The organism is Pseudomonas sp. MPB23, assembly GCF_046605395.1.
In the GTDB taxonomy this organism is placed as follows: Bacteria; Pseudomonadota; Gammaproteobacteria; order Pseudomonadales; family Pseudomonadaceae; genus Aquipseudomonas.
Genome location: NZ_CP176771.1, coordinates 3,079,020 through 3,104,358 on the forward strand (window position 1 = coordinate 3,079,020; position 25,339 = coordinate 3,104,358).

At 60.6% G+C, this 25,339-nt stretch carries 23 protein-coding genes and 4 tRNA genes; 21 read left to right on the plus strand and 6 right to left on the minus strand.

What is annotated here, in order from left to right:
- The first annotated feature begins 86 nt into the window (after positions 1 to 86).
- The 17 genes from ACLH0J_RS14240 to ACLH0J_RS14320 all read left to right on the plus strand — a co-directional run bounded on the left by ACLH0J_RS14240 (position 87) and on the right by ACLH0J_RS14320 (position 16,664).
- Positions 87 to 851: a class I SAM-dependent methyltransferase gene (locus ACLH0J_RS14240; protein ID WP_411392471.1), complete on the plus strand. Its 765-nt coding sequence runs from the start codon at positions 87 to 89 to the stop codon at positions 849 to 851.
- Positions 852 to 904: 53 nt separating this feature from the next.
- Positions 905 to 1,987, plus strand: coding sequence for a 3-isopropylmalate dehydrogenase (gene leuB / locus ACLH0J_RS14245; protein WP_411392472.1), 1,083 nt, complete (start codon positions 905 to 907; stop codon positions 1,985 to 1,987).
- A 64-nt stretch (positions 1,988 to 2,051) separates the two neighbouring features.
- Positions 2,052 to 3,164, plus strand: coding sequence for an aspartate-semialdehyde dehydrogenase (gene asd / locus ACLH0J_RS14250; protein ID WP_411392473.1), 1,113 nt, complete (start codon positions 2,052 to 2,054; stop codon positions 3,162 to 3,164).
- Between the two features lie 168 nt (positions 3,165 to 3,332).
- The gene (locus tag ACLH0J_RS14255; RefSeq protein WP_411392474.1) at positions 3,333 to 4,343 is read left to right on the plus strand and encodes an aspartate-semialdehyde dehydrogenase; all 1,011 of its coding nucleotides are present in this window, start codon (positions 3,333 to 3,335) and stop codon (positions 4,341 to 4,343) included.
- Positions 4,344 to 4,505: 162 nt separating this feature from the next.
- Positions 4,506 to 7,061, plus strand: a complete 2,556-nt coding sequence (locus ACLH0J_RS14260; protein WP_411392475.1) for a FimV/HubP family polar landmark protein — start codon at positions 4,506 to 4,508, stop codon at positions 7,059 to 7,061.
- A 156-nt stretch (positions 7,062 to 7,217) separates the two neighbouring features.
- Positions 7,218 to 8,042 (plus strand): tRNA pseudouridine(38-40) synthase TruA, encoded by an 825-nt coding sequence (gene truA / locus ACLH0J_RS14265; protein WP_411392825.1) that lies wholly within the window; start codon positions 7,218 to 7,220, stop codon positions 8,040 to 8,042.
- A gap of 64 nt (positions 8,043 to 8,106) precedes the next feature.
- Entirely contained in the window at positions 8,107 to 8,739 is a 633-nt protein-coding gene (locus ACLH0J_RS14270; RefSeq protein WP_411392476.1) for a phosphoribosylanthranilate isomerase, read from the plus strand.
- A 244-nt stretch (positions 8,740 to 8,983) separates the two neighbouring features.
- Positions 8,984 to 9,904: an acetyl-CoA carboxylase, carboxyltransferase subunit beta gene (gene accD, locus ACLH0J_RS14275; protein WP_411392477.1), complete on the plus strand. Its 921-nt coding sequence runs from the start codon at positions 8,984 to 8,986 to the stop codon at positions 9,902 to 9,904.
- Complete coding sequence (gene folC / locus ACLH0J_RS14280) at positions 9,901 to 11,208, plus strand: bifunctional tetrahydrofolate synthase/dihydrofolate synthase (protein WP_411392478.1); 1,308 nt, start codon at positions 9,901 to 9,903, stop codon at positions 11,206 to 11,208. Before accD ends, folC begins: the two co-directional genes overlap by 4 nt.
- Positions 11,192 to 11,854: an SPOR domain-containing protein gene (locus ACLH0J_RS14285; protein WP_411392479.1), complete on the plus strand. Its 663-nt coding sequence runs from the start codon at positions 11,192 to 11,194 to the stop codon at positions 11,852 to 11,854. Before folC ends, ACLH0J_RS14285 begins: the two co-directional genes overlap by 17 nt.
- A gap of 155 nt (positions 11,855 to 12,009) precedes the next feature.
- A complete protein-coding gene (locus tag ACLH0J_RS14290) occupies positions 12,010 to 12,567 on the plus strand; it encodes a CvpA family protein (RefSeq protein WP_003234314.1) in 558 nt (185 codons plus the stop codon).
- Positions 12,568 to 12,608: 41 nt separating this feature from the next.
- A complete protein-coding gene (purF, locus tag ACLH0J_RS14295) occupies positions 12,609 to 14,114 on the plus strand; it encodes an amidophosphoribosyltransferase (RefSeq protein ID WP_010566993.1) in 1,506 nt (501 codons plus the stop codon).
- A gap of 65 nt (positions 14,115 to 14,179) precedes the next feature.
- Entirely contained in the window at positions 14,180 to 15,391 is a 1,212-nt protein-coding gene (locus ACLH0J_RS14300) for an O-succinylhomoserine sulfhydrylase (protein ID WP_010566994.1), read from the plus strand.
- Between the two features lie 11 nt (positions 15,392 to 15,402).
- Positions 15,403 to 16,167, plus strand: a complete 765-nt coding sequence (locus ACLH0J_RS14305) for an SDR family oxidoreductase (RefSeq protein WP_411392480.1) — start codon at positions 15,403 to 15,405, stop codon at positions 16,165 to 16,167.
- A gap of 107 nt (positions 16,168 to 16,274) precedes the next feature.
- Positions 16,275 to 16,350 (plus strand) — tRNA-Val (locus ACLH0J_RS14310).
- A gap of 55 nt (positions 16,351 to 16,405) precedes the next feature.
- A tRNA-Asp gene (locus ACLH0J_RS14315) sits at positions 16,406 to 16,482 on the plus strand.
- A 105-nt stretch (positions 16,483 to 16,587) separates the two neighbouring features.
- Positions 16,588 to 16,664, plus strand: a tRNA-Asp gene (locus ACLH0J_RS14320).
- 154 nt (positions 16,665 to 16,818) lie between these two features.
- Here the strand turns inward: ACLH0J_RS14320 and ACLH0J_RS14325 are convergent.
- A complete protein-coding gene (locus tag ACLH0J_RS14325; protein WP_411392481.1) occupies positions 16,819 to 18,102 on the minus strand; it encodes an NAD(P)/FAD-dependent oxidoreductase in 1,284 nt (427 codons plus the stop codon).
- A 184-nt stretch (positions 18,103 to 18,286) separates the two neighbouring features.
- On the opposite strand from ACLH0J_RS14325, the gene ACLH0J_RS14330 reads away from it, so the two are divergent.
- Both ACLH0J_RS14330 and ACLH0J_RS14335 read left to right on the plus strand, forming a co-directional pair.
- Positions 18,287 to 18,363, plus strand: a tRNA-Val gene (locus tag ACLH0J_RS14330).
- 160 nt (positions 18,364 to 18,523) lie between these two features.
- Positions 18,524 to 18,961: a hypothetical protein gene (locus ACLH0J_RS14335; protein WP_411392482.1), complete on the plus strand. Its 438-nt coding sequence runs from the start codon at positions 18,524 to 18,526 to the stop codon at positions 18,959 to 18,961.
- Between the two features lie 38 nt (positions 18,962 to 18,999).
- Here the strand turns inward: ACLH0J_RS14335 and ACLH0J_RS14340 are convergent, their stop codons facing one another.
- A complete protein-coding gene (locus ACLH0J_RS14340) occupies positions 19,000 to 20,427 on the minus strand; it encodes an MFS transporter (protein ID WP_411392483.1) in 1,428 nt (475 codons plus the stop codon).
- A gap of 187 nt (positions 20,428 to 20,614) precedes the next feature.
- Here ACLH0J_RS14340 and ACLH0J_RS14345 point away from each other — a divergent pair, with 187 nt between their 5' ends.
- A complete protein-coding gene (locus tag ACLH0J_RS14345) occupies positions 20,615 to 21,241 on the plus strand; it encodes a flagellar biosynthesis protein (RefSeq protein ID WP_411392484.1) in 627 nt (208 codons plus the stop codon).
- 74 nt (positions 21,242 to 21,315) lie between these two features.
- Here the strand turns inward: ACLH0J_RS14345 and ACLH0J_RS14350 are convergent, their stop codons facing one another.
- From ACLH0J_RS14350 to ACLH0J_RS14365, 4 genes are all read right to left on the minus strand, one after another.
- Positions 21,316 to 21,861 carry a hypothetical protein gene (locus ACLH0J_RS14350; protein WP_411392485.1) on the minus strand — a complete coding sequence of 182 codons (546 nt, stop codon included), beginning with the start codon at positions 21,859 to 21,861 and terminating at the stop codon, positions 21,316 to 21,318.
- Positions 21,862 to 22,051: 190 nt separating this feature from the next.
- The gene (locus tag ACLH0J_RS14355; protein WP_411392486.1) at positions 22,052 to 23,449 is read right to left on the minus strand and encodes a heavy metal sensor histidine kinase; all 1,398 of its coding nucleotides are present in this window, start codon (positions 23,447 to 23,449) and stop codon (positions 22,052 to 22,054) included.
- Positions 23,446 to 24,117: a heavy metal response regulator transcription factor gene (locus ACLH0J_RS14360; protein ID WP_411392487.1), complete on the minus strand. Its 672-nt coding sequence runs from the start codon at positions 24,115 to 24,117 to the stop codon at positions 23,446 to 23,448. Before ACLH0J_RS14360 ends, ACLH0J_RS14355 begins: the two co-directional genes overlap by 4 nt.
- 42 nt (positions 24,118 to 24,159) lie before the next feature.
- Positions 24,160 to 24,405, minus strand: coding sequence for a DUF2790 domain-containing protein (locus ACLH0J_RS14365; RefSeq protein ID WP_411392488.1), 246 nt, complete (start codon positions 24,403 to 24,405; stop codon positions 24,160 to 24,162).
- A gap of 248 nt (positions 24,406 to 24,653) precedes the next feature.
- Here ACLH0J_RS14365 and ACLH0J_RS14370 point away from each other — a divergent pair, with 248 nt between their 5' ends.
- Complete coding sequence (locus ACLH0J_RS14370; RefSeq protein ID WP_411392489.1) at positions 24,654 to 25,331, plus strand: HAD family hydrolase; 678 nt, start codon at positions 24,654 to 24,656, stop codon at positions 25,329 to 25,331.
- The last annotated feature ends 8 nt before the right edge of the window (positions 25,332 to 25,339 follow it).

Below are 25,339 nucleotides of genomic sequence, written 5' to 3' on the forward strand. Positions count from 1 at the left end.
TGTGATGTAGGCAGGACCGCCGCCATCGGAAGCAAGCCCCCGATGGGGCCAGAACAAACACCGCAAGGCCCATTGAGGAAACTCCCATGAGCAACACCGCCCATACCCAAGTCGTGCAAAAACAATTCGGCGAGCAAGCCTCGGCCTACCTGAGCAGTGCCGTGCACGCCCAGGGCACCGAATTCGCGCTGCTGCAGGCCGAACTGGCCGGGCAGGGCGCTGCACGACTGCTGGATTTGGGTTGCGGTGCCGGTCATGTCAGTTTCCATGTGGCGCCGCTGGTAAAGGAAGTGGTGGCCTACGACCTGTCCCAGCAGATGCTCGACGTGGTCGCCGCCGCTGCCGTGGACCGTAACCTCGACAACATCCGCACCGTACACGGCGCCGCCGAACGCTTGCCGTTCGCCGATGGCGAATTTGACTTCGTGTTCAGCCGCTATTCGGCGCACCATTGGAGCGACCTGGGCCTGGCCCTGCGCGAAGTGCGTCGAGTGCTCAAGCCGGGCGGCGTGGCGGCATTCGTCGATGTGTTGTCACCCGGCAGCCCGCTGCTGGACACGTACCTGCAAACCGTCGAAGTGCTGCGCGACACCAGCCACGTGCGCGACTACTCCGCCGCCGAGTGGACGCGCCAGCTCAGCGAAGCCGGTCTGCATGTACGCAGCAGCAGTCGCCAGCGCCTGCGCCTGGAATACACCTCGTGGGTCGAGCGCATGCGCACGCCGCAGGCGTTGCGCGCCGCGATCCTCGAGCTGCAGCAGGCGATGGGCCAGGAAGTGCGTGATTACTACGAGATTCAAGCCGACGGCACATTCAGCACCGACGTGCTGGTGGTGTGGGCCGAACGCTGATTAATTTTTCCCGACCTGCCTGCGGGCGGGTCGCTTGATGAAATGAGGAACCCATGAGCAAGCAGATTCTGATTCTCCCTGGCGACGGTATTGGTCCGGAAATCATGGCCGAAGCGGTCAAGGTCCTGGAAGTGGCCAACACCAAGTACAGCCTGGGCTTTGAATTGAGCCACGACGTGATCGGCGGCGCCGCCATCGACAAGCACGGCGTGCCCCTGGCCGACGAAACCCTGGCCCGCGCCCGTGCCGCTGACGCCGTGCTGCTGGGCGCCGTGGGTGGCCCGAAATGGGACAAGATCGAACGTGACATCCGCCCTGAACGTGGCCTGCTGAAAATCCGTGCGCAACTGGGCCTGTTCGGCAACCTGCGTCCGGCGATCCTGTACCCACAACTGGCCGACGCATCGAGCCTCAAGCCGGAAGTAGTCGCGGGCCTGGACATCCTGATCGTGCGTGAACTGACCGGCGGTATCTACTTCGGCTCGCCACGTGGCGTGCGTGAGTTGGAGAATGGCGAGCGTCAGGCTTACGACACCCTGCCGTACAGCGAAAGCGAAATCCGCCGTATCGCCCGTGTCGGTTTCGACATGGCCCGCGTGCGCGGCAAGAAGCTCTGCTCGGTGGACAAGGCCAACGTACTGGCGTCCAGCCAACTGTGGCGCGAAATCGTCGAAGAAGTGGCCAAGGACTACCCGGACGTCGAACTGAGCCACATGTACGTCGACAACGCCGCTATGCAACTGGTGCGTGCACCGAAGCAGTTCGATGTGATCGTCACCGACAACCTGTTCGGCGACATCCTGTCCGACCAGGCCTCAATGCTCACCGGTTCCATCGGCATGCTGCCGTCGGCGTCCCTGGACACCCACAACAAGGGCATGTACGAGCCTTGCCACGGTTCGGCGCCGGACATCGCAGGCCTTGGCATTGCCAACCCGCTGGCGACCATTTTGTCGGTGTCGATGATGCTGCGTTACAGCTTCAACCAGGCGGATGCGGCGAATGCGATCGAGAAGGCCGTGAGCCTGGTGCTGGACCAGGGGCTGCGCACCGGCGACATCTGGTCGAAGGGTTGCACCAAAGTCGGTACGCAAGAAATGGGCGACGCAGTAGTCGCCGCGTTGCGGAATCTGTAATCTCTCGGGCCCGCTTGCCGTTGTTGCTGCAAGTCGGCCCACTTTTTAACAAGGTGTAGTTGCGATGAAACGTGTAGGTCTGATCGGTTGGCGCGGTATGGTCGGTTCCGTGCTCATGCAGCGGATGCTGGAAGAGCAGGATTTCGATCTTATTGAGCCGGTGTTTTTCACCACTTCCAACGTGGGTGGCCAAGGGCCTTCCGTGGGCAAGGATATTGCCCCGCTCAAGGATGCCTACAGCATTGAAGAGCTGAAAACCCTCGACGTGATTCTGACCTGCCAGGGTGGCGACTACACCAGCGAAGTCTTCCCCAAGCTGCGTGAAGCCGGCTGGCAGGGTTACTGGATCGACGCCGCGTCGAGCCTGCGCATGCAGGACGACGCCGTGATCGTCCTCGACCCGGTCAACCGCAAGGTCATCGACCAGCAGCTCGACGCCGGTACCAAGAACTACGTGGGCGGCAACTGCACCGTCAGCCTGATGCTGATGGGCCTGGGCGGCTTGTTCGAAGCCGGCCTGGTCGAGTGGATGAGCGCCATGACCTATCAGGCGGCCTCCGGTGCCGGCGCGCAGAACATGCGCGAACTGATCAAGCAGATGGGCGCGACCCACGCCGCAGTCGCCGATCAACTGGCCGACCCGGCCAGCGCGATCCTCGACATCGATCGCCGTGTGGCCGAAGCCATGCGCAGCGATGCCTACCCAACCGAGAACTTCGGCGTGCCGTTGGCCGGCAGCCTGATCCCTTGGATCGACAAAGAACTGCCGAATGGCCAGAGCCGCGAAGAGTGGAAGGCCCAGGCCGAGACCAACAAGATCCTCGGTCGCTTCAAGAGCCCGATCCCGGTGGACGGCATCTGCGTGCGCATCGGCGCCATGCGCTGCCACAGTCAGGCGCTGACCATCAAGCTGAACAAAGACGTGCCGATCGCCGATATCGAATCGCTGATCAGCCAGCACAACCCATGGGTCAAGCTGGTGCCGAACAACCGCGACATCAGCATGCAGGAGCTGAGCCCGACCAAGGTCACCGGCACCCTGAATGTCCCGGTGGGCCGTCTGCGCAAGCTGAACATGGGCAACCAGTTCCTCGGCGCGTTCACCGTCGGCGACCAGCTGTTGTGGGGGGCGGCCGAGCCGCTGCGCCGCATGCTGCGGATTCTGCTGGAGCGTTGATCGCTTGAGGTGCAACGAAAAACCCGCGACTGGTGACAGGTGCGGGTTTTTTGTTGGCTTTCAGGAAGGCATCGGGAGCAAGCGCCTCCCACAAGGCCCCGCCCAATTGCCTCACCCCCATCCACCCGGTAAAGTGCCGCTCCCCCCGCAATGCCCGAGGCAGCCCCCATGACTCAGACCTTTGAAATCGCCGTGATCGGCGCCACCGGCACCGTCGGCGAAACCCTGGTGCAGATCCTCGAAGAACTGGATTTCCCGGTGGGCACGCTGTATCTGCTGGCGGGCAACAATTCCGCCGGCGCATCGGTGCCGTTTCGCGGCAAGAATGTGCGGGTGCGCGAAGTCGACGAGTTCGATTTCAGCAAGGCGCAACTGGCGTTTTTCGCCGCAGGTCCGGCGGTGACTTTGAGTTTCGCACCGCGCGCCACGGCAGCCGGCTGTTCGGTGATCGACCTGTCAGGTGCTTTGCCGGCCGATCAAGCGCCCCAGGTGGTGCCGGAAGCGAACGCCCATGTGCTCGCCGGTCTGAAAAAACCATTCCTGCTCAGCAGCCCGAGCCCCTGTGCGACGCACCTGGCGGTGGTCCTTGCGCCGTTGCGCGGTTTGCTGGATATCCTGCGGCTCAGCGTCACCGCCAACCTGGCGGTATCGGCCCAAGGCCGTGAAGCCGTCAGCGAGTTGGCCCGGCAAACCGCCGAACTGTTGAATGTGCGCCCGCTGGAACCACAGTTCTTTGATCGGCAGATGGCCTTCAACCTGCTGGCACAAGTCGGCAAGCCGGATGCCCAGGGCCACACTGAGCTGGAGAAAAGGCTGATACACGAACTGCGTGCCGTGCTGGAAACTCCTTTGCTAAAGATTTCCGCAACTTGCGTTCAAGCCCCGGTGTTTTTTGGCGATAGCCTGACTGTGTCATTGCAATTGGGCGCGCCGGTCGACCTTGCCGCCGTCAACCGTGTGCTTGATGCCGCACCGGGGATCGAGTTAGTGGAAGAGGGCGATTACCCGACCGCTGTGGGCGATGCGGTGGGCCAGGACGTGGTGTATGTCGGTCGGGTTCGGGCGGGGGTGGATGACCCAGCGGAACTAAATCTGTGGCTGACGTCAGATAACGTACGCAAAGGCGCAGCGCTTAACGCCGTGCAACTGGCGCAGTTGTTGATAAAAGGCCTTGCGTAAAAGATACTTGGCGGCAATTTGTAGATTGATTCTAGCCAGGCGCTATGCTTGGCCCCATGCAGGAACAGAAGCGTGTCGGTGACCTATCGGCTCGCCATGCCTTATGGCAGCGGTTACCAACCTTCTCGCAGGCCGGGGAGTGTTCAGACAAAGGATGAGGCTATGGTTCAAGTTCGCAAACTGGTGTTAGCAATAGCGGCCGCCTCGGCGCTGTCCTCCGGTATGGCGCAGGCGCTTCAACTGGGAGAGATGACCCTCAAGTCGAAGTTGAACCAGCCATTGTCGGTGGAAATCGAATTGCTCGATGTCGGTGGCCTCACGGCTGCCGAGATCACGCCGAGCCTGGCGTCGTCCCAGGCGTTTGTGGATGCCGGCGTTGACCGCCAGGCGTTTCTCAATGACCTGACGTTCACTCCTGTGGTCAACCCCAATGGTCGCAGTGTGGTGCGTGTCACCTCCAGCAAACCGTTGCCCGATTCCTACGTACGCTTTTTATTGCAGGTGCAATGGCCCAATGGGCGCCTGATGCGCGACTACAGCGTATTGCTCGACCCGTCTAAATTCGACGCGTCGGCGCCGGCTGCCGTGGCCCCGGCGCCGCATCTGGCTACGCCGGCTGCCACCGCGCCGGCGGTGAGCAAGCCCGTTCAGTACACCACCACCTCTCGCGATACCTTGTGGGAAATTGCCGCAAAGAACCGCAACGGTGCTTCGGTGCAACAGACCATGCTGGCCATCCAGGCGCTGAACCCTGACGCGTTTATCGACGGCAATATCAACCGCCTGAAAACCGGTCAGGTCCTGCGCCTGCCGGACACCGTACAGAGCACCGCGCTGCCGCAAGCCAAGGCGATTGCTGAAGTGCATACGCAGAATACCGCCTGGCGCCACGGCCGCCGCACCGCAACCAACCAGGCCGCGGGCAAGCAGCAGTTGGATGCCACCAAACGCACCCGGGCCGGTAATGCGCCGGCGAGCACCAATGGCCAGGACAACCTGAGCCTGGTCTCCGGTGACGCCGCCAGGAAGGGGGCCAAGGGCAAGGCCGGCGATGGCAAGGCCCTGAGCGACAAGCTGGCGATGACCCAGGAACAGCTCGACACCACCCGTCGCGACAACGAAGAGTTGAAAAGTCGCGCGGCGGATTTGCAGAGCCAGTTGGACAAACTGCAAAAACTGATTCAACTGAAAAACGATCAGTTGGCGCGTTTGCAAGCCGACAAGAGCGCCCCCGCCACTCAAGCGGCTGCGGCGATGCCTGCTCAATTGGTCGGCGAACCGGTGGCCAGTCCCGCTGCGCCTGCTGCTGTGGCTCCCGAGCCGATCGCGCCGACTGCGCCCGAGCCAATCAAGCCGGATGCCACGCCTGCCACCACCGAAGGCAAATTCAACGATCTGTTGACCAACCCGATCGTGCTGAGTGTGATCGGCGGCGCCGCAGGCCTGCTTGTGTTGTTGCTTCTGTTGCTGTGGATGCGTCATCGCAACGCCCGTCGCGCGGAAGAAAAGCACTTGCGCATGGCGCGGGCCCTGGCTGAAGAGCCGGTGTTCACCTCGAATATCGATCAAGACCTGCCGCCGGACAGTTTCGAAGGCCTCGAAGTACCGCCGCCGAACGTCAAGCTGGCGGCCGCACCCGCACCCGCACCCGCTGCAGTGCCTGAGCCGGCGGTGGTGACGCCGAGCGTCGCGTCCGTGCTCTCGCCGCTGGCCGCTGCCGTGGCCCCGCAAAACGCAAACGATGCGCTGACGCAAGCCCAGTCCCATATCGATCGTGGTCACTTGAACCAGGCTGCCGACATGCTGGAGCAGGCGATCAAGCACGAGCCCGCGCGCAGCGACCTGCGTTTGAAGCTGATGGAGGTCTACGGCCTGCAAAGCGACAAGGACGGTTTCGTCACTCAGGAGCGTCAACTGGTGGCCAACGGTGAAAACCATGCCCAGGTCGAGCAGCTCAAGAGCCGCTTCCCGGCCATGGCCGTACTGGCGGCCGGTGTCAGTGCCGCCGTCGCCGCGGCTGCCCTTGACGCGCAGTACGTCAAGGATCTGATGGAAGACAAGCCCGCCGCGCCTGAGCCGGAAGCCTTCGACACTGATTTCGATCTGAGCCTTGACGAGTTGGAAGCGGCTTCCCCGGCCGAAATCAAGGACGACCAGCAGACGTTTGAATCGCTGCTTCAACAGCAGACCGAAGCCAAGGCCAGTACGGATGATCTGTCGGACTTCGACCTGGACCTGCAACTGGATGCCCCGGCGTCGGCGCAATCGGACGATGACTTCCTCTCGGGCCTTGAAGATCCGGTGAAAGGTGTGCCCGCCGTCGAGCCACCGACCCTGACCCCTGCGGCGCTGGACGACTTCGATCTGCCGGAAGATTTCGACTTGTCCCTGGCGGATGAACCTGAGGTCGCCAAGCCCGACGCCTTCGCATCGGAGCTGGGCGACGTCAACGCCGAGCTGGATCGTCTGTCCCAGAGCCTGGAAAGTCCTTCCATCGAACCTTCCTTTACCGCTGAAGACGCGGCGTCGGGCGGGGATGAGCCGGAGTTCGACTTCCTCTCCGGCACCGATGAAGTGGCGACTAAGCTCGACTTGGCCCAGGCCTATATCGATATGGGCGACGCCGACGGTGCGCGGGACATTCTCTCCGAAGTGCTGACCGAGGGCAGTGAAGTGCAACGCGGCGAGGCCAAGGAAATGTTGGGTCGCCTGGCTTAATCGTTCATCTTGAGCAGAGCGGCGACCTTCGGGTCGCCGTTTTTCTTTATGCACAGCAAATCATGGCGTCTGGGACCTGCCGCCTTATAATGGCCGCCTTCACGCAACTCATCAGGCTCTCAGTTCTTGGCAAATATAGATAACCCGGCAGCCGAAATGGCCGCTGCAGGCTTTTACCGCATCGCCCTGGGCGTGGAATACAAAGGTTCGCGCTATCGCGGCTGGCAGCGCCAGGCGTCGGGCGTGTTGACGGTACAGGAAACCCTGGAGAATGCCCTGTCGAAAGTCGCGGACTCGCCTGTGTCGCTGATGTGTGCCGGGCGTACCGACGCCGGAGTGCATGCGTGTGGCCAGGTAGTGCACTTCGACACCCAGGCCGAGCGCTCGATGAAAGCCTGGGTGATGGGCGCCAATATCAATTTGCCCCATGACGTCAGTGTCAGCTGGGCCAAGGTCATGCCTGCGCACTTTCATGCGCGCTTCAAGGCCATCGCGCGGCGTTATCGCTATGTGATCTACAACGATCAGATCCGTCCGGCGCATCTCAACGAAGAAATCACCTGGAATCACCGCCCGCTGGATGCCGAGCGCATGGCCGAGGCCGCGCAGCATCTGGTGGGCGTGCATGATTTCAGCGCCTTCCGGGCGGGGCAGTGCCAGGCCAAGTCGCCGATCAAGGAAGTCCATCACTTGCGGGTGACCCGACACGGCAAGATGATCGTGCTGGATATCCGCGCCGGGGCGTTCCTGCACCATATGGTGCGCAATATTGCCGGCGTGTTGATGACCATCGGCACCGGCGAACGTCCGGTGGAATGGGCCAAGGAAGTGCTGGAGAGCCGTATTCGTCGCACCGGCGGGGTGACGGCTCATCCGTTTGGCTTGTACTTGGTGGATGTGGAGTACCGCGACGAGTTCGAACTGCCGGATCGTTTCATCGGGCCACACTTCCTCACCGGTTTCAGCGAACTTGGCGGCTGACGCCCGGAAAAGCTTTTGTTACCATCCGGGACTTTCTCGGTTAAACCCCTGAGGTTTCTACGATATGTCAGCCATTCGCAGCAAGATTTGCGGGATTACCCGCATAGAGGACGCGCTGGCGGCAGTCGAGGCAGGGGCTGACGCCATCGGTCTGGTGTTTTATGCCAAAAGCCCGCGGGCGGTGAATGTGCTGCAGGCGCGGGCGATCATCGCCGCATTGCCGCCGTTCGTGACCACCGTGGGCCTGTTCGTCAACGCCAGCCGTTGCGAACTCAACGAAACGCTGGATGCCGTACAGCTGGATCTGCTGCAGTTCCATGGCGACGAAACCCCGGACGAGTGTGAAAGCTATCAACGCCCGTACATCAAGGCGCTGCGGGTCAAGGCCGGGGATGATATCGCTGGCGCCTGTAATGCTTATGGCGCAGCACGCGGCATTCTGTTGGACACCTACGTCGAAGGCGTACCCGGCGGTACGGGCGAAGCCTTCGATTGGTCGCTGATCCCCGCAGGGCTGAGCAAGCCGATCATCCTGGCCGGTGGGCTCAACCCCGCGAACGTCGCGGCGGCGATCGAGCAGGTTCGGCCGTATGCCGTGGATGTCAGCGGCGGGGTAGAGCAGGGCAAGGGCATCAAGGATCACAGTAAGATTCGCGCATTTATGCAGGCCGTGCGCAACAGCAGTGGCCAGATGTGACGGCGGGCAGTCTGCCGCCGTCCATAACTACCACTGTGTAAAACAGCCCGGCGCCGCCTGTGGGAGGCCCGGAAACGAAGTGGCAACCCTGCGCTGGCAGGTTGTCTGGAAGGCTGAGGAGGCATGCGGGAAATGGCCGGTCGAACGTCTGACCCCGTCCAGCATGCGTCATCGCCACATATGAATTTAGCTCAAGGGCATACGCGGGGCTGTGTTCAAGCCACCGGTACTGGAGAAAGAAAGCATGAGCAACTGGTTAGTAGACAAACTGATCCCTTCGATCATGCGTTCCGAGGTGAAAAAAAGCTCGGTTCCTGAAGGTCTGTGGCACAAGTGCCCATCCTGCGATGCGGTGCTGTACCGCCCAGAGCTGGAAAAGACCCTGGACGTTTGCCCCAAGTGCAACCACCACATGCGTATCGGCGCCCGCGCCCGTATCGACATCTTCCTCGACGCCGAAGGCCGTAACGAGCTGGGGGCCGACCTGGAGCCGGTTGACCGCCTCAAGTTTCGCGATGGCAAGAAGTACAAGGACCGCCTGAGCGCTGCGCAGAAGCAGACCGGTGAAAAAGACGCGCTGATCTCCGTCAGCGGCAAGCTGCTGGGCATGCCGGTGGTGGTCTCGGCGTTCGAGTTCTCCTTCATGGGCGGTTCCATGGGCGCCATCGTCGGTGAGCGCTTTGTGCGCGCCGCCAACTACGCCCTGGAAAACCGTTGCCCGATGATCTGCTTCGCCGCCTCCGGTGGTGCGCGCATGCAGGAAGCCCTGATCTCCCTGATGCAAATGGCCAAGACCTCCGCGGTTCTGGCGCGTCTGCGTGAAGAAGGCATCCCGTTCATTTCCGTGCTGACCGACCCGGTCTATGGTGGCGTTTCCGCCAGCCTGGCCATGCTGGGTGACGTGATCGTCGGCGAGCCGAAAGCCCTGATCGGCTTTGCCGGCCCGCGTGTGATCGAGCAGACCGTGCGCGAAAAACTGCCGGAAGGCTTCCAGCGCAGCGAGTTCCTTTTGGAGCATGGCGCGATCGACTTGATCATCCCGCGCGGCGAGCTGCGTCCACGCCTGGGTAAACTGCTGGCGCAAATGATGGGCCTGCCGACGCCCGTGTACGTTGCGCCTAAGGTCGAGCCGATCGTTGTGCCGCCGGTGCCTGCAAATCTATGACCCAACGGACCCTGGGCGAATGGCTCGCCTACCTTGAGCAGTTGCATCCGTCCGCCATCGATATGGGCCTGGAGCGCTCGCAACAGGTAGCGGCCCGCCTTGGGTTGGGGCGCCCGGCACCCCGTGTGATCACGGTGACTGGCACCAACGGCAAAGGCTCTACCTGTGCCTTTGTCGCCGCGCTGCTGCAAGCCCAGGGGCTGGCAGTGGGCGTGTACAGCTCGCCGCACCTGCTGCGTTATAACGAGCGGGTCCAGCTCAATGGTGTCGAAGCCACTGACGAGCAACTCTGTGAAGCGTTCGCAGCTCTCGATGCTGGGCGCGGCGACGTTTCCCTGACTTACTTCGAGATGGGTACGCTGGCGGCCTTCTGGCTGTTCGAGCGTGCGCAACTGGATGTGGTCGTCCTGGAAGTCGGCCTGGGTGGTCGCCTGGACACGGTCAATGTGGTGGATGCCGACCTGGCGCTGGTCACCAGTATTGGTGTCGATCATGCCGACTATCTGGGTAATACCCGCGAGTCCGTGGCCTATGAAAAGGCCGGGATCTTCCGCCAGGGCAAGCCCGCGCTGTGCGGTGACGTGAGCCCGCCGCAACCGTTGCTGGACAAGGTGCGCGAACTGCACAGCCCATTCTTTCTGCGTGGTCGTGAATTCAATCTCGAGATCGGTGAGCGCAACTGGCAATGGCACGGTCGCGATGCGCACGGCCAGGCTGTCGCCCTGCACGACCTGCCGCTGTTGAACCTGCCGATGGAAAATGCGGCGCTTGCGCTGCAAGCCTATCTGCTGCTGGATCTACCGTGGAATGCCGAGCAGATCGCTGCGACATTGCTGGCGACCCGTGTGGTTGGGCGCCTTGATCGTCGTGAGTTCGACTGGCATGGCAAGCGTTTGAACCTGCTGTTGGATGTGGGGCATAACCCCCATGCGGCCGAATATCTGGCGCAACGTTTGGCGCGCACGCCGCCGGTCGGGCGCCGCCTTGCCGTATTCGGTTTGCTGGCCGATAAGGATCTGGACGGCGTGGTTGCGCCGTTATTGGGCAGTGTCCAGGCGTGGGCGGTGGCGCCGCTGGAGACCCCGCGCAGTCGTCCGGCTGCCGAGCTGGAGGTGGCATTGCAGAACCTTGGTGCGCCGGTGGCGTCGTATGCAAGCGTCACGGCGGCCCTGGAGGCTCAGTGTGCGGTCGCGACGGCCGAGGACGAGATTCTGTTGTTCGGATCATTTTATTGTGTCGCCGAGGCGCTCGAGTGGTTGGCCCGGCGCTCCACGGAGGAAGCTGCACATGGCATTACTGGATAGCGCATACAAGCAGCGAATGGTCGGAGCCCTGGTTCTGGTGGCGTTGGCGGTGATTTTTCTGCCGATGCTGTTTTCCCGCCAGGACGAACAGCGCCAAGTGGTTGTCGAGGCGCCTGCAGCGCCCCAGGCGCCGGCAGTGCCACAGGTGCAGGTTGAGCCGGTGGTGGTGCCTGAGCCCCAGGCATTGCCGGAAGAAGAGCCTGTGCCCAGCGATGATGAAGTGGCTGCGCAACAGGCGCCTTCGAAGCCAGTGCAGCCGAGCGTGCCGGTGGTCAAGCCGGCTCCCGCTGTGCCTGCCGTCGCCGCCAAGCCCGCTGCGCCGGCACCGGCACCCAAGCCCGTCGCGCCACAGCCCGCCGCACCGGGCAAGCCGGATGTGGGCCAGAGCCGCATCGATCCCAATGGCCTACCAATCAGTTGGTCGATCCAGTTGGCCAGCCTGGCGAACCGTGAAAGTGCCGAAGCGTTGCAGAAAAAGCTGCGGACTCAGGGTTACAACGCCTATATCCGCAGTGCCGATGGCAAGAACCGGGTGTTTATCGGGCCGCTGATCGAACGTGCCGAGGCTGACCGTCTGCGGGATTTGTTGGATCGCCAGCAGAACCTTAAGGGCTTCGTTACCCGTTTCCAGCCTGAGCGCGGCTGACCGGGGCGTGGTGTGCCGAGCGGGTGCAAATCCTCTCGGCATGGATACATCAGTCATTTCTATCGTATTGATTTGCAAAGCGCTGCCAATCACAGCTTACCGACAGCCCGGCGCTCTGCTAAAATGCGCCGCCTTATCCATCCGTAGGCTGCACCGTGCCATTTACCTGGGTTGATTGGGCGATCGTTGCAATCGTCGCCATCTCCGCTTTGATCAGTCTGAGCCGCGGCTTCGTAAAAGAAGCACTGTCGTTGCTGACTTGGATCATCGCAGGAGTCGTAGCCTGGATGTTCGGTGGTTCACTGTCGGTTTACCTGGCCGGATACATCGAGACACCTTCGGCTCGCGTCATCGCGGGCTGCGCCATCATGTTCATCGCCACGCTGCTGGTGGGAGCAATGGTCAATTATCTTATTGGCGAGTTGATACGCGTCACCGGCCTCTCCGGGACCGATCGATTTCTCGGCATGGCCTTCGGCGCAGCGCGTGGCGCGTTGCTGGTGGTCGTGGCGGTCGGGCTGTTGAGCCTGGGGCCGGTACAGCAGGATGCATGGTGGCAGGAGTCGGTACTCGTGCCAAAATTTCTATTGGTTGCAGATTGGTCCAAGAACCTCATATTGGGGTGGAGCAGTCAGTGGCTGGCCAGCGGGATCAGCGTACCCGCTGATCTTCCGTTCAAGGAACACCTCCTGCCGGCCAAAACGCCTCAGTAAGTTGTGTTCAGTCAAGATTCATTAAGTAGGGGTTGCGTCGCATGTGTGGCATCGTCGGTATCGTCGGTAAGTCGAACGTCAATCAGGCGCTGTATGACGCGCTAACCGTCCTCCAGCACCGCGGCCAGGACGCTGCCGGTATTGTGACCAGCCATGACGGCCGGTTATTCCTGCGCAAGGACAACGGGCTGGTACGTGACGTGTTCCATCAACGTCACATGCAGCGCCTGGTCGGGCACATGGGCATTGGCCATGTGCGTTACCCGACTGCCGGTAGCTCGACTTCGGCCGAAGCTCAACCGTTTTACGTCAACTCGCCTTACGGCATCACCCTGGCGCACAACGGTAACCTGACCAACGTTGAACAGCTGGCCAAGGAGATTTACGAATCTGACCTGCGCCACGTCAACACCAACTCCGATTCGGAAGTGTTGCTCAACGTGTTCGCCCACGAACTGGCCCAGCGCGGCAAGTTGCAGCCGACCGAAGAAGACGTGTTTGCCGCCGTCACCGATGTGCACAACCGCTGCGTTGGTGGTTACGCGGTAGTGGCCATGGTCACCGGTTATGGCATCGTCGGTTTCCGCGATCCCCATGGCATCCGCCCGATCGTGTTCGGCCAGCGTCATACCGACGAAGGCGTCGAGTACATGATCGCTTCTGAAAGCGTGTCCCTGGACGTGCTGGGCTTCACCCTGATCCGCGACCTCGCGCCGGGCGAAGCGGTGTACATCACCGAAGATGGCAAGTTGCACACCCGTCAGTGTGCTGTGTCCCCTAAGCTCACTCCGTGTATCTTCGAACATGTCTACCTGGCGCGTCCTGACTCAATCATCGACGGCGTTTCGGTGTACAAGGCACGCCTGCGCATGGGTGAGAAGCTGGCCGACAAGATCCTGCGCGAGCGCCCGAATCATGACATCGACGTGGTGATCCCGATCCCGGACACCAGCCGTACCGCTGCGCTGGAGCTGGCCAACCACTTGGGCGTCAAGTTCCGCGAAGGCTTCGTCAAGAATCGCTACATTGGCCGTACTTTCATCATGCCGGGCCAGGCGGCGCGCAAGAAATCGGTACGCCAGAAGCTCAACGCGATCGAGCTGGAGTTTCGCGGCAAGAACGTGATGCTGGTGGACGACTCCATCGTGCGCGGTACCACGTGCAAGCAGATCATCCAGATGGCCCGCGAAGCCGGTGCGAAGAACGTGTACTTCTGCTCCGCCGCCCCTGCCGTGCGTTACCCGAACGTCTACGGCATCGACATGCCGAGCGCCCACGAGCTGATCGCTCACAACCGTTCGACCCAGGACGTGGCTGACCTGATCGGCGCCGATTGGCTGATCTACCAGGACCTGTCGGACCTGATCGAAGCCGTTGGCGGTGGCAAGATCAAGATCGAGGAGTTCGATTGCGCGGTGTTCGACGGTAAGTATGTGACCGGTGACATCGACGAGGCCTACTTGAACAAGATCGAGCAGGCACGTAACGACTCGTCGAAGATCAAGACCCAGGCGGTCAGCGCGATCATTGATCTGTACAACAACTGAGTAGACACCGGCCCTGAGGGGCCGGTTTTGTATCTTAAATAAAGAATTGAGTAAGGAGTCGCAGCATGAGTCAGGAATGGGATGCCGGTCGGCTGGACAGCGACCTCGATGGCGTAGCTTTCGATACCCTGGCTGTGCGCGCCGGCCAGCACCGCACACCGGAAGGTGAGCACGGTGATCCGATGTTCTTTACCTCCAGCTATGTGTTCCGCACCGCTGCGGACGCCGCTGCACGTTTTGCCGGTGAAGTGCCGGGCAACGTCTATTCGCGCTACACCAACCCGACGGTGCGTGCATTCGAAGAGCGTATCGCTGCCCTGGAAGGCGCTGAACAGGCCGTGGCTACTGCCACAGGCATGGCGGCGATCCTGGCCGTGGTGATGAGCCTATGCAGTGCCGGCGACCATGTACTGGTGTCACGCAGCGTGTTCGGTTCGACCATTAGTTTGTTTGAAAAGTATTTCAAGCGCTTCGGCATCGAAGTGGACTACGTGCCCCTGGCGGATCTTTCCGGCTGGGATGCGGCGATCAAGGCCAATACCAAGCTGCTGTTCGTCGAGTCGCCGTCCAATCCCCTGGCCGAGCTGGTGGATATCGCTGCGTTGTCCGAAGTGGCCCATGCCAAGGGCGCAATGCTGGTGGTCGACAACTGTTTCTGCACGCCAGCGCTGCAACAGCCTCTGAAGCTGGGGGCGGACATTGTGGTGCACTCGGCGACCAAGTTCATCGACGGCCAAGGCCGTTGCATGGGCGGCGTGGTGGCCGGTCGCAGCGAACAGATGAAGGAAGTGGTGGGCTTTTTGCGCACTGCGGGCCCGACCCTGAGTCCGTTCAACGCCTGGATCTTCCTCAAGGGCCTGGAAACCCTCAGCCTGCGCATGAAGGCCCATTGCGCCAATGCCCAGGCGCTGGCCGAATGGCTGGAGCAGCAGGACGGTATCGAGAAGGTGCATTACGCGGGCCTCAAGAGTCATCCGCAACACGAATTGGCCCAGCGCCAGCAGCGTGGTTTCGGGGCTGTGGTGAGTTTTGAGGTGAAGGGTGGCAAAGAGGGCGCCTGGCGCTTTATCGACGCGACACGCCTGATCTCCATCACCGCCAACCTGGGCGACAGCAAGACCACCATTACCCATCCGAGCACCACCTCCCACGGTCGCCTGGCGCCGCAAGAGCGTGAGGCGGCCGGTATTCGCGATAGCCTGATCCGTATCGCGGTGGGCCTGGAAGATGTGGCTGATTTGCAGGCTGACCTGGCTCGCGGGCTGGCAGCCTTGTGATCGAGTGGTCCATGGACGCCGCCGCGGCTACCAACGGGCGTGTCGCGTTGGTGACGGGCGCGGCTCGGGGCATTGGTCTGGGGATTGCTGCGTGGCTGATCAGTGAAGGCTGGCAGGTGGTGTTGGCCGACTTGGATCGCGAGCGGGGTTCCAGGGTGTCCAAGGTGCTTGGGGAAAATGCCTGGTTCATCACCATGGACGTGGCGGACGAGAAGCAAGTTGCCCAGGGTGTTGCCGAGGTGCTCGGGCAGTTCGGGCGCCTGGATGCGTTGGTGTGCAACGCGGCAGTGGCCGATCCGCGCAATATCACCTTGGAAAGCCTCGATCTGGCGAACTGGAATCGTGTACTGGCGGTCAATCTCAGTGGGCCGATGTTGCTGGCCAAGCATTGTGCGCCGTACCTGCGCGCCCATGGAGGGGCGATCGTCAACCTGGCATCGACCCGCGCCCGTCAATCGGAACCGGACACCGAAGCCTATGCGGCCAGTAAGGGCGGCTTGTTGGCCCTGACTCATGCGCTGGCCATGAGCCTTGGGCCGGAGGTGCGGGTAAATGCCGTCAGTCCTGGCTGGATCGATGCCCGTGACCCTGGGGCGCGGCGTGCCGAGCCACTGAGCGATGCCGATCATGCCCAGCATCCGGCAGGTAGGGTTGGCACCGTGGAGGATGTGGCGGCGATGGTGGCGTGGTTGCTGTCTCGCCAGGCAGGGTTCGTCACCGGGCAGGAGTTCGTGGTGGATGGCGGCATGAGCAAGAAGATGATTTACAGCGAGTAGGGCGCATAGCCGTCTTGACACTATTTTGTCTTTTTCAGAAAAACTTCAAGCGGGCTATTGACTTAGGACCGCTACCTGCGTAAATTTCGCGGCCTCAACGAAGCAAAGGGTGATTAGCTCAGCTGGGAGAGCATCTGCCTTACAAGCAGAGGGTCGGCGGTTCGATCCCGTCATCACCCACCACTTCTTGAGAGTTTTGTCTTCAGGCAAGACGCAACGTTAAAGGTTGCACCGACGCGCAGCGGTAGTTCAGTCGGTTAGAATACCGGCCTGTCACGCCGGGGGTCGCGGGTTCGAGTCCCGTCCGCTGCGCCATATTTTCCAGGTTCGATTCGTCGGGCTTGAGATTGAACAGCTTAGGCTGGTCGATCAGATGTTTAAAGACGATTGAGGTTGTACGCTCAATCAGTCAAGCGATACGCAGCGGTAGTTCAGTCGGTTAGAATACCGGCCTGTCACGCCGGGGGTCGCGGGTTCGAGTCCCGTCCGCTGCGCCATATCTGCATCAAGGCCCACTGAACGCCTTGGAGCACAAAGAAAGCCGCTGGCTACTTTGATCCGATAGCAAAGACCCTGGTCGAAAGACCGGGGTTTTTTGTTTGTGCAATTTGACCCTCTGCAGGAGCCGGCGAACCGGCTCTATCGGATGACTCAGAAGCCCAGCTTGTCCCGCAGCCCGTAATACCAGGCTCCCAGTGCCGCAAACGGTGTACGCAGCAATTGCCCGCCAGGGAACGGATAGTGCGGCAGGTCGGCAAACGCATCAAAACGCTCTGCCTGGCCTCGAATGGCTTCCGCCAGTACCTTGCCCGCCAGGTGCGTGTATGTCACGCCATGGCCGCTGCAGCCCTGTGAATAGTAGATGTTGTCGCCCAGGCGACCGACTTGTGGCAGGCGCGACAGGGTCAGTAGGAAATTGCCGGTCCAGGCGAAGTCGATTTTCACATCCTTGAGCTGTGGGAAGGCTTTGAGCATCTTCGGTCGGATGATCGCTTCAATATTCGCCGGGTCCCTGGCACCATACACCACGCCGCCGCCGAAGATCAGGCGCTTGTCGCTGGTGAGTCGGTAGTAGTCGAGTAGGTAGTTACAATCTTCCACACAGTAGTCCTGGGGCAGCAATGACTTGGCCAGCTCATCGCCTAGCGGGGCCGTGGTAATGACTTGTGTGCCGCATGGCATCGACTTCGCCGCCAACTCCGGCACCAGGTTGCCCAGGTAGGCATTGCCCGCGACGATGATGAACTTGGCCCTCACCTTACCTTCGGCGGTATGCACCACGGGGTTGGCGCCGCGTTCTATACGTATCGCCGCTGACTGTTCGTAGATCATGCCGCCCAGGGACTCCACGGCCGCCGCTTCGCCCAATGCCAGGTTGAGCGGGTGAATGTGCCCGCCGCTCATGTCCAGCAGGCCGCCGACATAATTGTCACAGGCGACCACATCGCGAATGCGGCGCTCATCCAGCAGCTCCAGTTGCGTATGGCCGTAGCGCTCCCATAAGCGCTTCTGCGACTCCAGATGGTCCATGTGCTTGCTGTTCAGTGCCGCGAACACGCCGCCGTCCTTAAGGTCGCACTGGATTTGGTACTCGGTCACCCGCTCGCGAATGATCTTGTCGCCCTCAAACGCCATTTGTCCCAGCAATTGCGCCTGCTTGGGGCCGACACTGCGTTCGATTACGTCAATGTCGCGGCTATAGCTGTTGACGATCTGACCGCCATTGCGGCCCGAGGCTCCAAAACCTACCTTGGCGGCTTCCAGTACTGTCACGCGAAAACCGTTCTCCAGCAGGAACAGTGCGCTGGACAGGCCGGTATAGCCGGCACCAATTACGCATACATCCGTTTCGACGTCGCCTTGCAGCATTGAGCGGGGCGGAACTGTATTCGCAGAAGCGGCGTAATACGACTGGGGGTAGGGGGTGTTCGCCATCCTGGAACCTCTGTTTTATATTTTTTACGAGTGAGTCGATCCTACCTGAGTTGAAAATCGCCTGCCAACCAGTCAAAAAATGCAGATGAGCTGACCGCAAATAAAAAATTCGCATATTCATAGGGTTAGCTGCAAAAAAGATGTTGACACCCCTTCGGATTTCCGTAGAATGCCGCCTCACAGCAGGCACGTAGCTCAGTTGGTTAGAGCACCACCTTGACATGGTGGGGGTCGTTGGTTCGAGTCCAATCGCGCCTACCAAACAAAATCCGCTCTGCTGGGCGGTGTGAAGGGGAATCCGAAAGGGTTCCCCTTTTTCTTTGCCTGAAATTTGGTGTCGTTGAGAAATTGAAACGGTACCCTAAAGTTAGCGGCTGGTAAGCCGATATAACCTGTAACTCTTAATTTTCGGACATTTGGCATGCTTATCAATATTAGCAATCCTTCCTCCGTATCAAGCGCTCAAAGCACTGCCACCACCACGGGTGATGCTACGGCAACCGAAAGTACAAGCAGTACTGGCGGCCTGACCGTCGACATGAAGGCTTCCAATAGCGACGCTGCTCAAGCCAGTTCCGGCACCCAGTCGTCATCGAGTTCGACGGAGTCCGATACCGTCAAAGAGTTGAAGAAACAGATCGAACAGCTACAAAAGCAGCTTCAAGAGCAACAGCGTGCTTTGCAACAGGCGCAGTCCAGCAATCAGAGTGCAGACGCCAAAGCGGCGGCCGTAGCAGCAGCGCAATCGCAGATTGCAGCTACTTCAGCGGCTTTGCAGACCGTGACGGCCTCTCTGTTGCAGGCCGTCACTGCTGAAGGTGGCAGCGGCACGGGTTCAATCGTCAGCACCACCGCTTGAGTGTTGGGGATGTGTGTTGATGCGTTAGTCTTCAAGACTCAGCCACGCTTCAACACACTTTCCCCTGCTCGCGCTGGCAACCGATATACATCTATCAGCGCCAACGCTCCCAGCAACGCCACCCCCACAAACGCCACTCGAAAGTCCCCAGCCTGTGCCTGAGCCTCATGCCCTTGCACACTCATGGATGCTCGCAACAAGAGTGCCGCCACCGTGACGCCCATGCCCATGGCCAGTTGGAACGCCATGCTGAACAGCGCCGACGCCTCGCTCATGCGCGGTTTACTCACGTCTGCGAAGCCGATCGAGTTGTAGCAAGTGAACTGCATCGAGCGTGATAGCCCGCCCACAAACAACACCGCGGCAATGATTGCAAACGGTGTCTGAACTGTGAAAAACACACAAGCCACAATCGACACCACGCCGATCGCGCCATTCACCAGCAGGACCCTGCGAAACCCGTAGCGCTGCATGATCGCCGTGGTAAAGGGCTTCATGGCCAGGTTGCCGGCAAATACCGCCAGCACCAGCAAACCGGCATCCACGGGAGATAGACCAAAGGCGACCTGAAACAGTAGGGGCAGCAGGAATGGCAGGGCGCTGATGGCCAGGCGGAACAACGATCCGCCATAGATGCTGACGCGAAAGGTATTGATGGACAAGGTCTCCAGCGGTAACAAAGGCGCGCTGGACTGTCTGCAGTGCCGCGCAGCCCACACCGCCAGCAGCGATCCGGCCGCCACCAGCGCGACGCCGGGGATAAGCCTTTCGCCGGTCTGGTTGCCCAGCCACTCCAGCCCTCCCAGCAGTGCCACACAGGCGCCGGCCAGCAGCACAAAACCCTTGGCGTCGAACTTGCGCACATTCGCCTCGCGGCCTTCGGGCACCAGCCATAGCGCGGCGACCAATGCCAGCACGCCCAGCGGCAGATTCACGTAAAAAATCCACGGCCAGGAGGCATGGGTCACGATCAGTCCACCCGCCAATGGTCCAAGAATCGGTGCCACCAGGCCGGGCCAGGTAATCACGGCAATCATCTTCACCAAGTCTTTTTTGTCCGTATTGCGTAGAACGGCCAGTCGCCCCACAGGCACCATCAGCGCACCTCCGATACCTTGCAGGACCCGGGCGAACACGAACATTTCGAGACTTTGGCTCAGCCCGCAGAGCAGCGAAGCGAGGGTGAAGACAATGATCGCGCCGGCAAACACCCGTCGAGCGCCAAAGCGATCAGCGATCCAACTGGACAACGGTATGAAAATCGCCACTGCCAGAATATAGGCGGTGATGCCGATATTCATGTCCACCGGTGTCACGCCAAAGGCCCTCGCCATGGTCGGCAGGGCGGTGGCAATGACTGTGGCATCGAGGTTTTCCATGAAGAAGGTGACGGCGACAACCAGGGCGATCAGGCGGGTTTGCATACTCAGGCCGGTTTCGGCGGTGGGTGTGGCGGGAGATGTCACCGGTGCTGCTCCTTGTTCAAGAACGGTCGCTGGAGTCTGACGATACCTGCTCAGGCTGCAATCTACACCTGTAGGCGCTCGGTTTTTCAGGCGTTAGCGATGGGTAGCCAAGTGCCATCATTCATGTAAAATTGCCTTCGGCCGATGACCGGTCCAGCCAATGATGGCGATAAGGAATGGTGTGTATATGGGCATTCGGTTAGTAATGGGGATTGCGGCTTTGATGGTTCTGGCGGGATGCGCCACCAGCCGCTCGGAGATTGATATCAATGTCGCGCCCATGAGCAGTGCGCAGGTTGCGGCGAGCAATGGCAAGAAGGTGCAGATCAGTACGGTGGATGAGCGGGTTTTCCAGATAGACCCCCGCAGCCCGGATATTCCTTCGTTGAAGAATAACGAAGTCACTGATAAATCCATTACCGAGCGCGCCATTGCCCGCAAGCGCAATGGTTACGGCATGGCCCTGGGCGATGTGTTGCTGCCGTCCGGTCGTACCCTTTCGCAATTGGTCAATGAGTCGGTGGCCTCGGCCTACAAACAGGCGGGCTATGAAGTGGTGACTGAGCCAGGCGCCGCCGATGCCACGGCGGTGAAGGTGCATATCGTCGAGTTCTGGTCCTGGTTTACCCCTGGTTTCTTCTCGGTTGACGTCAGCAGCAAATCCCTTCTGCGTATCGAGACGCCGGGGGAAAAAGTGCTGAACGTGGTGACCCGGCAAAACCAGAGTATGCAGGCGGTGATGGAAAACGATTGGAAGAAGATCACCGAGGCGGATCTTCAGGAAGTGTCGCGTGAGACCTACAAGCAGCTTTGACGTAGGTCTTTCTGTCCGGTGTGTGAGAAAAGGGTCAACCAGTCGGTTGACCCTTTTTGTATGACAAAACCGGTCTACTTGGCCTTGGCGCTCTTGATATCGCTGATCATCTGTTTGGCAATCGCCTGAACTTGCTTCTGCGTCATGGCCGAGGCGACCCCTTCCCAGGCGGATGACGAGGTGTCATAGGTACGCGAACCGATCGGCGCACCGGATTTCAGGTCGGAATAATCGGCGCGGGAGAACACCCAGGCGTTACCCACCAGCGCGCCGGCGACATACCGCGACCCCGGCTCGATGTAGCGAAACTTACTCACATTGATGGTGATGCCGACACCCTCTTCACCACTGGCGGACACCGCCGGGCTTGGCGTGACATTGAAGCCGGCTTGGCGTGCTTCGACCTGGAGTGCGTTATCCCAGTCGCGCTTGAGCAGGTTCCAGTCGGGGTTCTGCTCGACTTGATTTTCGCCTTTGATACTGACCACCAGGTTCTGCTTGGCGGATTCCGGGATAGTCAGCGCAGCGCTGCCGCCACTTTTTACCTTCGCAGCACAGCCGCCCAGCATCGACAGTGCAACGGCACACGAGAGGGCGATCAGGACCTTTTGGGTTTTCATTGAATTTCCATATCCACAACAGTATTGAGAGGGGCGCGCGCTGCGCTTGAGCGTCGCACCCGATAAACGGGCGGCGTTAAGATGCGGGAAACCCCGGCATGCTGTCCACATTTTGTTACGCGCGACTGCCGCGGATGATTGCCATCGGCCTGGCGTCAGGGCAGTGATATTTCCATCGAACGCGTGGTGTTCAGTCCTCTCGTCCTGGGAAAAACAACTCAAAACACGTGACTGTGGCCTCGCTGCTTACGCTGTACCGACCGTTATGCAATTGCATGATGGTCGCCACAATAGATAGGCCCAAGCCGTTTGACTGGGCCGAACGTTCCCGCGACCCATCCACCCGATAAAACCGTTCGAACAGTCGCGGCAGATGTTCGGCGGTAATGGTTTCACCCCGATTGCTGACCCGCAGATTGATTCCCTCGGGATTCGGTACCGCCTGGATCACCAGTTCGGTGCCAGGTGCGCCATATTTGATGGCATTGGCGCACAGGTTCGCCAGGGCCCTTCGCAACAGCATCGGTTCTGCCCAGATCACACCTTCTCCCTCGGCATGGATGCTGATCTCTGCATCGCTGGCCAGGCCTTCGAAGTAATCAGCGATGCGTTCCACTTCCTCCGCGGCACTCAGTTCCTGGCGCTGACGCAGCGCGCTGGCCGGGTCGGTGCGAGCCAGGAACAGCATGTTGTCGAGCATTCGCGCCAAGCGTTCGAGCTCTTCGACATTGGACGCCAGCAATTGCTGATAGCTCTCGATACTACGGTTCTGCTGCAGGGCGACCTGGGTTTCTCCCAGCAGGTTGTTGATCGGCGTGCGCAGTTCATGGGCCATGTCGGTGGACACCTGGCCCAACTGGACAAACCCTTTGGCCAGGCGTTCGAGCATGGTGTTGAAGGCGTCGATCATCGGCAGTAGTTCTTTGGGGGAGCTGTGGCTGTCGAGGCGTTCGGCGAGGTTGCCGACGCCGATGCCTTGGGCGTGCCGCGCCAGGTGTCGCAAGGGTCGCAGGCCGCGATGCATCAGCAGATAGCCCACCAGCGCCAGGACGAGAGCGGCGATGCTCGCCAGGATGTAAACGCTCAAGCGGTAGCTGGCGAGCACAGCGGTGCGCTCGGTCATCAATCGACCGGTGGTGACTTGCAGGCTGCCCAGGTCGCCGGAGTCGATGGACACGGCAACGGTAGCGAAGGGCACCCCGTCGAGGCCCGGCAAATGTCGCACGTCGGTCAGGTTGAGAACGTGGTCTTTGGGAACCGGCTTGACCGCTGGCAGTTCGATGTTGGCCGGGTTGACCAGCAGTAACGGCGTTTGGCCGGGCGCGGCGATGCTCAGCACCGATTCGCGGTTGCCCATCATGTTCTGGAACAATTCCGGCTTGGTCCTGATCAGTTCCAGTGTGTTGCTGTCGTTGAGCAGATTGCGCAACTGATCTGCACGGTATATCAGTGCCGCGTCGTCGCGCATGATCAGTTCACGCTCGAGTTCGCGGTACAGTGCCACGCCCAGGGTTGCCAGCAGGGCGAACGCCAGCAAGGCGAAGATCAGCGCCAGGCGCAGGGTCAGCGAATAATGGCGGCGAGTCATGGCTGGGTATCGAAGCGGTAACCGATGCCTCGCACGCTGTGGATCAATTTGAGCTGGAACGGGTCGTCGATCTTCAGGCGCAGTCGCCGTACGGCGACGTCCACCACATTGGTGTCGCTGTCGAAGTTCATGTCCCACACCCGCGACGCGATGAGAGAACGGGACAACACCTGATCCTGGTGGGTGGCAAACAGGTGCAGCAGAGCGAACTCTTTATTGGTCAGGGTGATGCGGGTGCCGGCGCGGGTAACACGGCGTTTGAGCACGTCGACTTGCAAGTCAGCGATCTGCAGTTGTTCTTCTTCGCGGCTCGGGCCGCGACGGGTCAGGGTGCGTAAGCGCGCCACCAGTTCGGCGAAGGAGAAGGGCTTGATCAGGTAGTCGTCGGCGCCCAGTTCCAGGCCTTTGATGCGGTCGGCAATGTCATCGCGAGCCGTCAGAAAAAGCACCGGTGTATCGGCCTCCTTGCGCAAGCGGCGCAGGACTTCCCAACCGTCCATTTTCGGCATCATCACATCCAGCACGATCACGTCGAACGGCGTTTCCAGCGCCTGGTGCAAACCGTCCACGCCGTCGCGGGCCAGGCAGACGGAGTAGCCCAGTTCCTGCAAGCCGTTGAGCAGGTAATTGCCGGCCTTGGGTTCGTCTTCGACTACGAGGATGTTCATGGGGTGTGTCCTGTTTCAATGCGTGACGCCAGTGTAGCCCGATCAATTATCACTGGCGCAGCCGGTGCCATACACCTGGTAGTCCAGGACGTGTTCGCGGCCCTGATGGTCCAGGTAGTCGAGACGTGCGGGGACGATGCCGCACTGGCCGTAGGTATCGGTACTTGACAGTACTTTGTCCACATCCAGGTGTACGAAAAAACCAGTCTTGTCGTGGATGACGGGGTCGGCGGCAAACACAGAGCCGGTGGTCAGCAAAGCGGCAAGACTCAGGATAAGCAGTTTCATGGCGGTGTCTCTCTTAAAGGGGGGCTGCCCAGTCGTGACAGTGAGCTCACAGTAACCAGGCGTCCCGAACACACGACCAACAGGTTGATGACAAGTTTGTAATCAAGCGGTTAAGACTGGCGCAGAACAAGAGCGTTTGTTTGCAGGCCTCAAGCGGGACGAAGCGTCGGTAGCGTTTACAAGCAACGATGTGATCCGTAGATTGCTTCGGGCCGATTATTTATTACCGATCACGAGGAAGCCACGCAGTGTCCATCCGAGGTTCAGCCATATTCACCCGTCGCTATCGCGCCTTTCTGTTTGATATGGATGGGACCCTGCTCAATTCTATCGCCGCTGCCGAGCGGGTATGGAGCATTTGGGCCGAACGCCACGGGCTGGATGTGACGGCTTTCCTGACCACCATTCACGGCGCGCGCGCAATCGATACCATCACTCGCCAGGCATTGCCCGGCGTTGACCCTGAGGTTGAGGCGCAATGGATTACCGAGGCTGAGCTCAATGATGTCGAGGGGGTCATAGCGATTCCCGGTGCCATTGCATTTCTGAGCAGCCTGCCGGGCGATCAATGGGCGCTGGTGACGTCCGCGCCCAGGGAACTGGCGTTGCGTCGACTGCAAGCGGCGGGTATTGCGCCGCCGGCAGTGCTGGTCACGGCTGAAGATGTCGCCGCGGGCAAACCGGACCCTGCCTGTTATGTGTTGGGCGCGCAGCGCCTGGGCGTGTCGGTGCAGGATTGCCTGGTGTTTGAAGATGCGCCGGTCGGCATCCGTGCGGGAGAAGCCGCAGGGACGGATGTGATGGTCGTGACCGCCACACACCTCCAGCCCATGGCCACCCCGCATCCTTCGATTGACGGATATGAGCAGTTACAAGCCAGGCGCGCTGCCGACGGCTTGTTGTACTTGCTGAACGGGGTGGGTTGATACGAAAA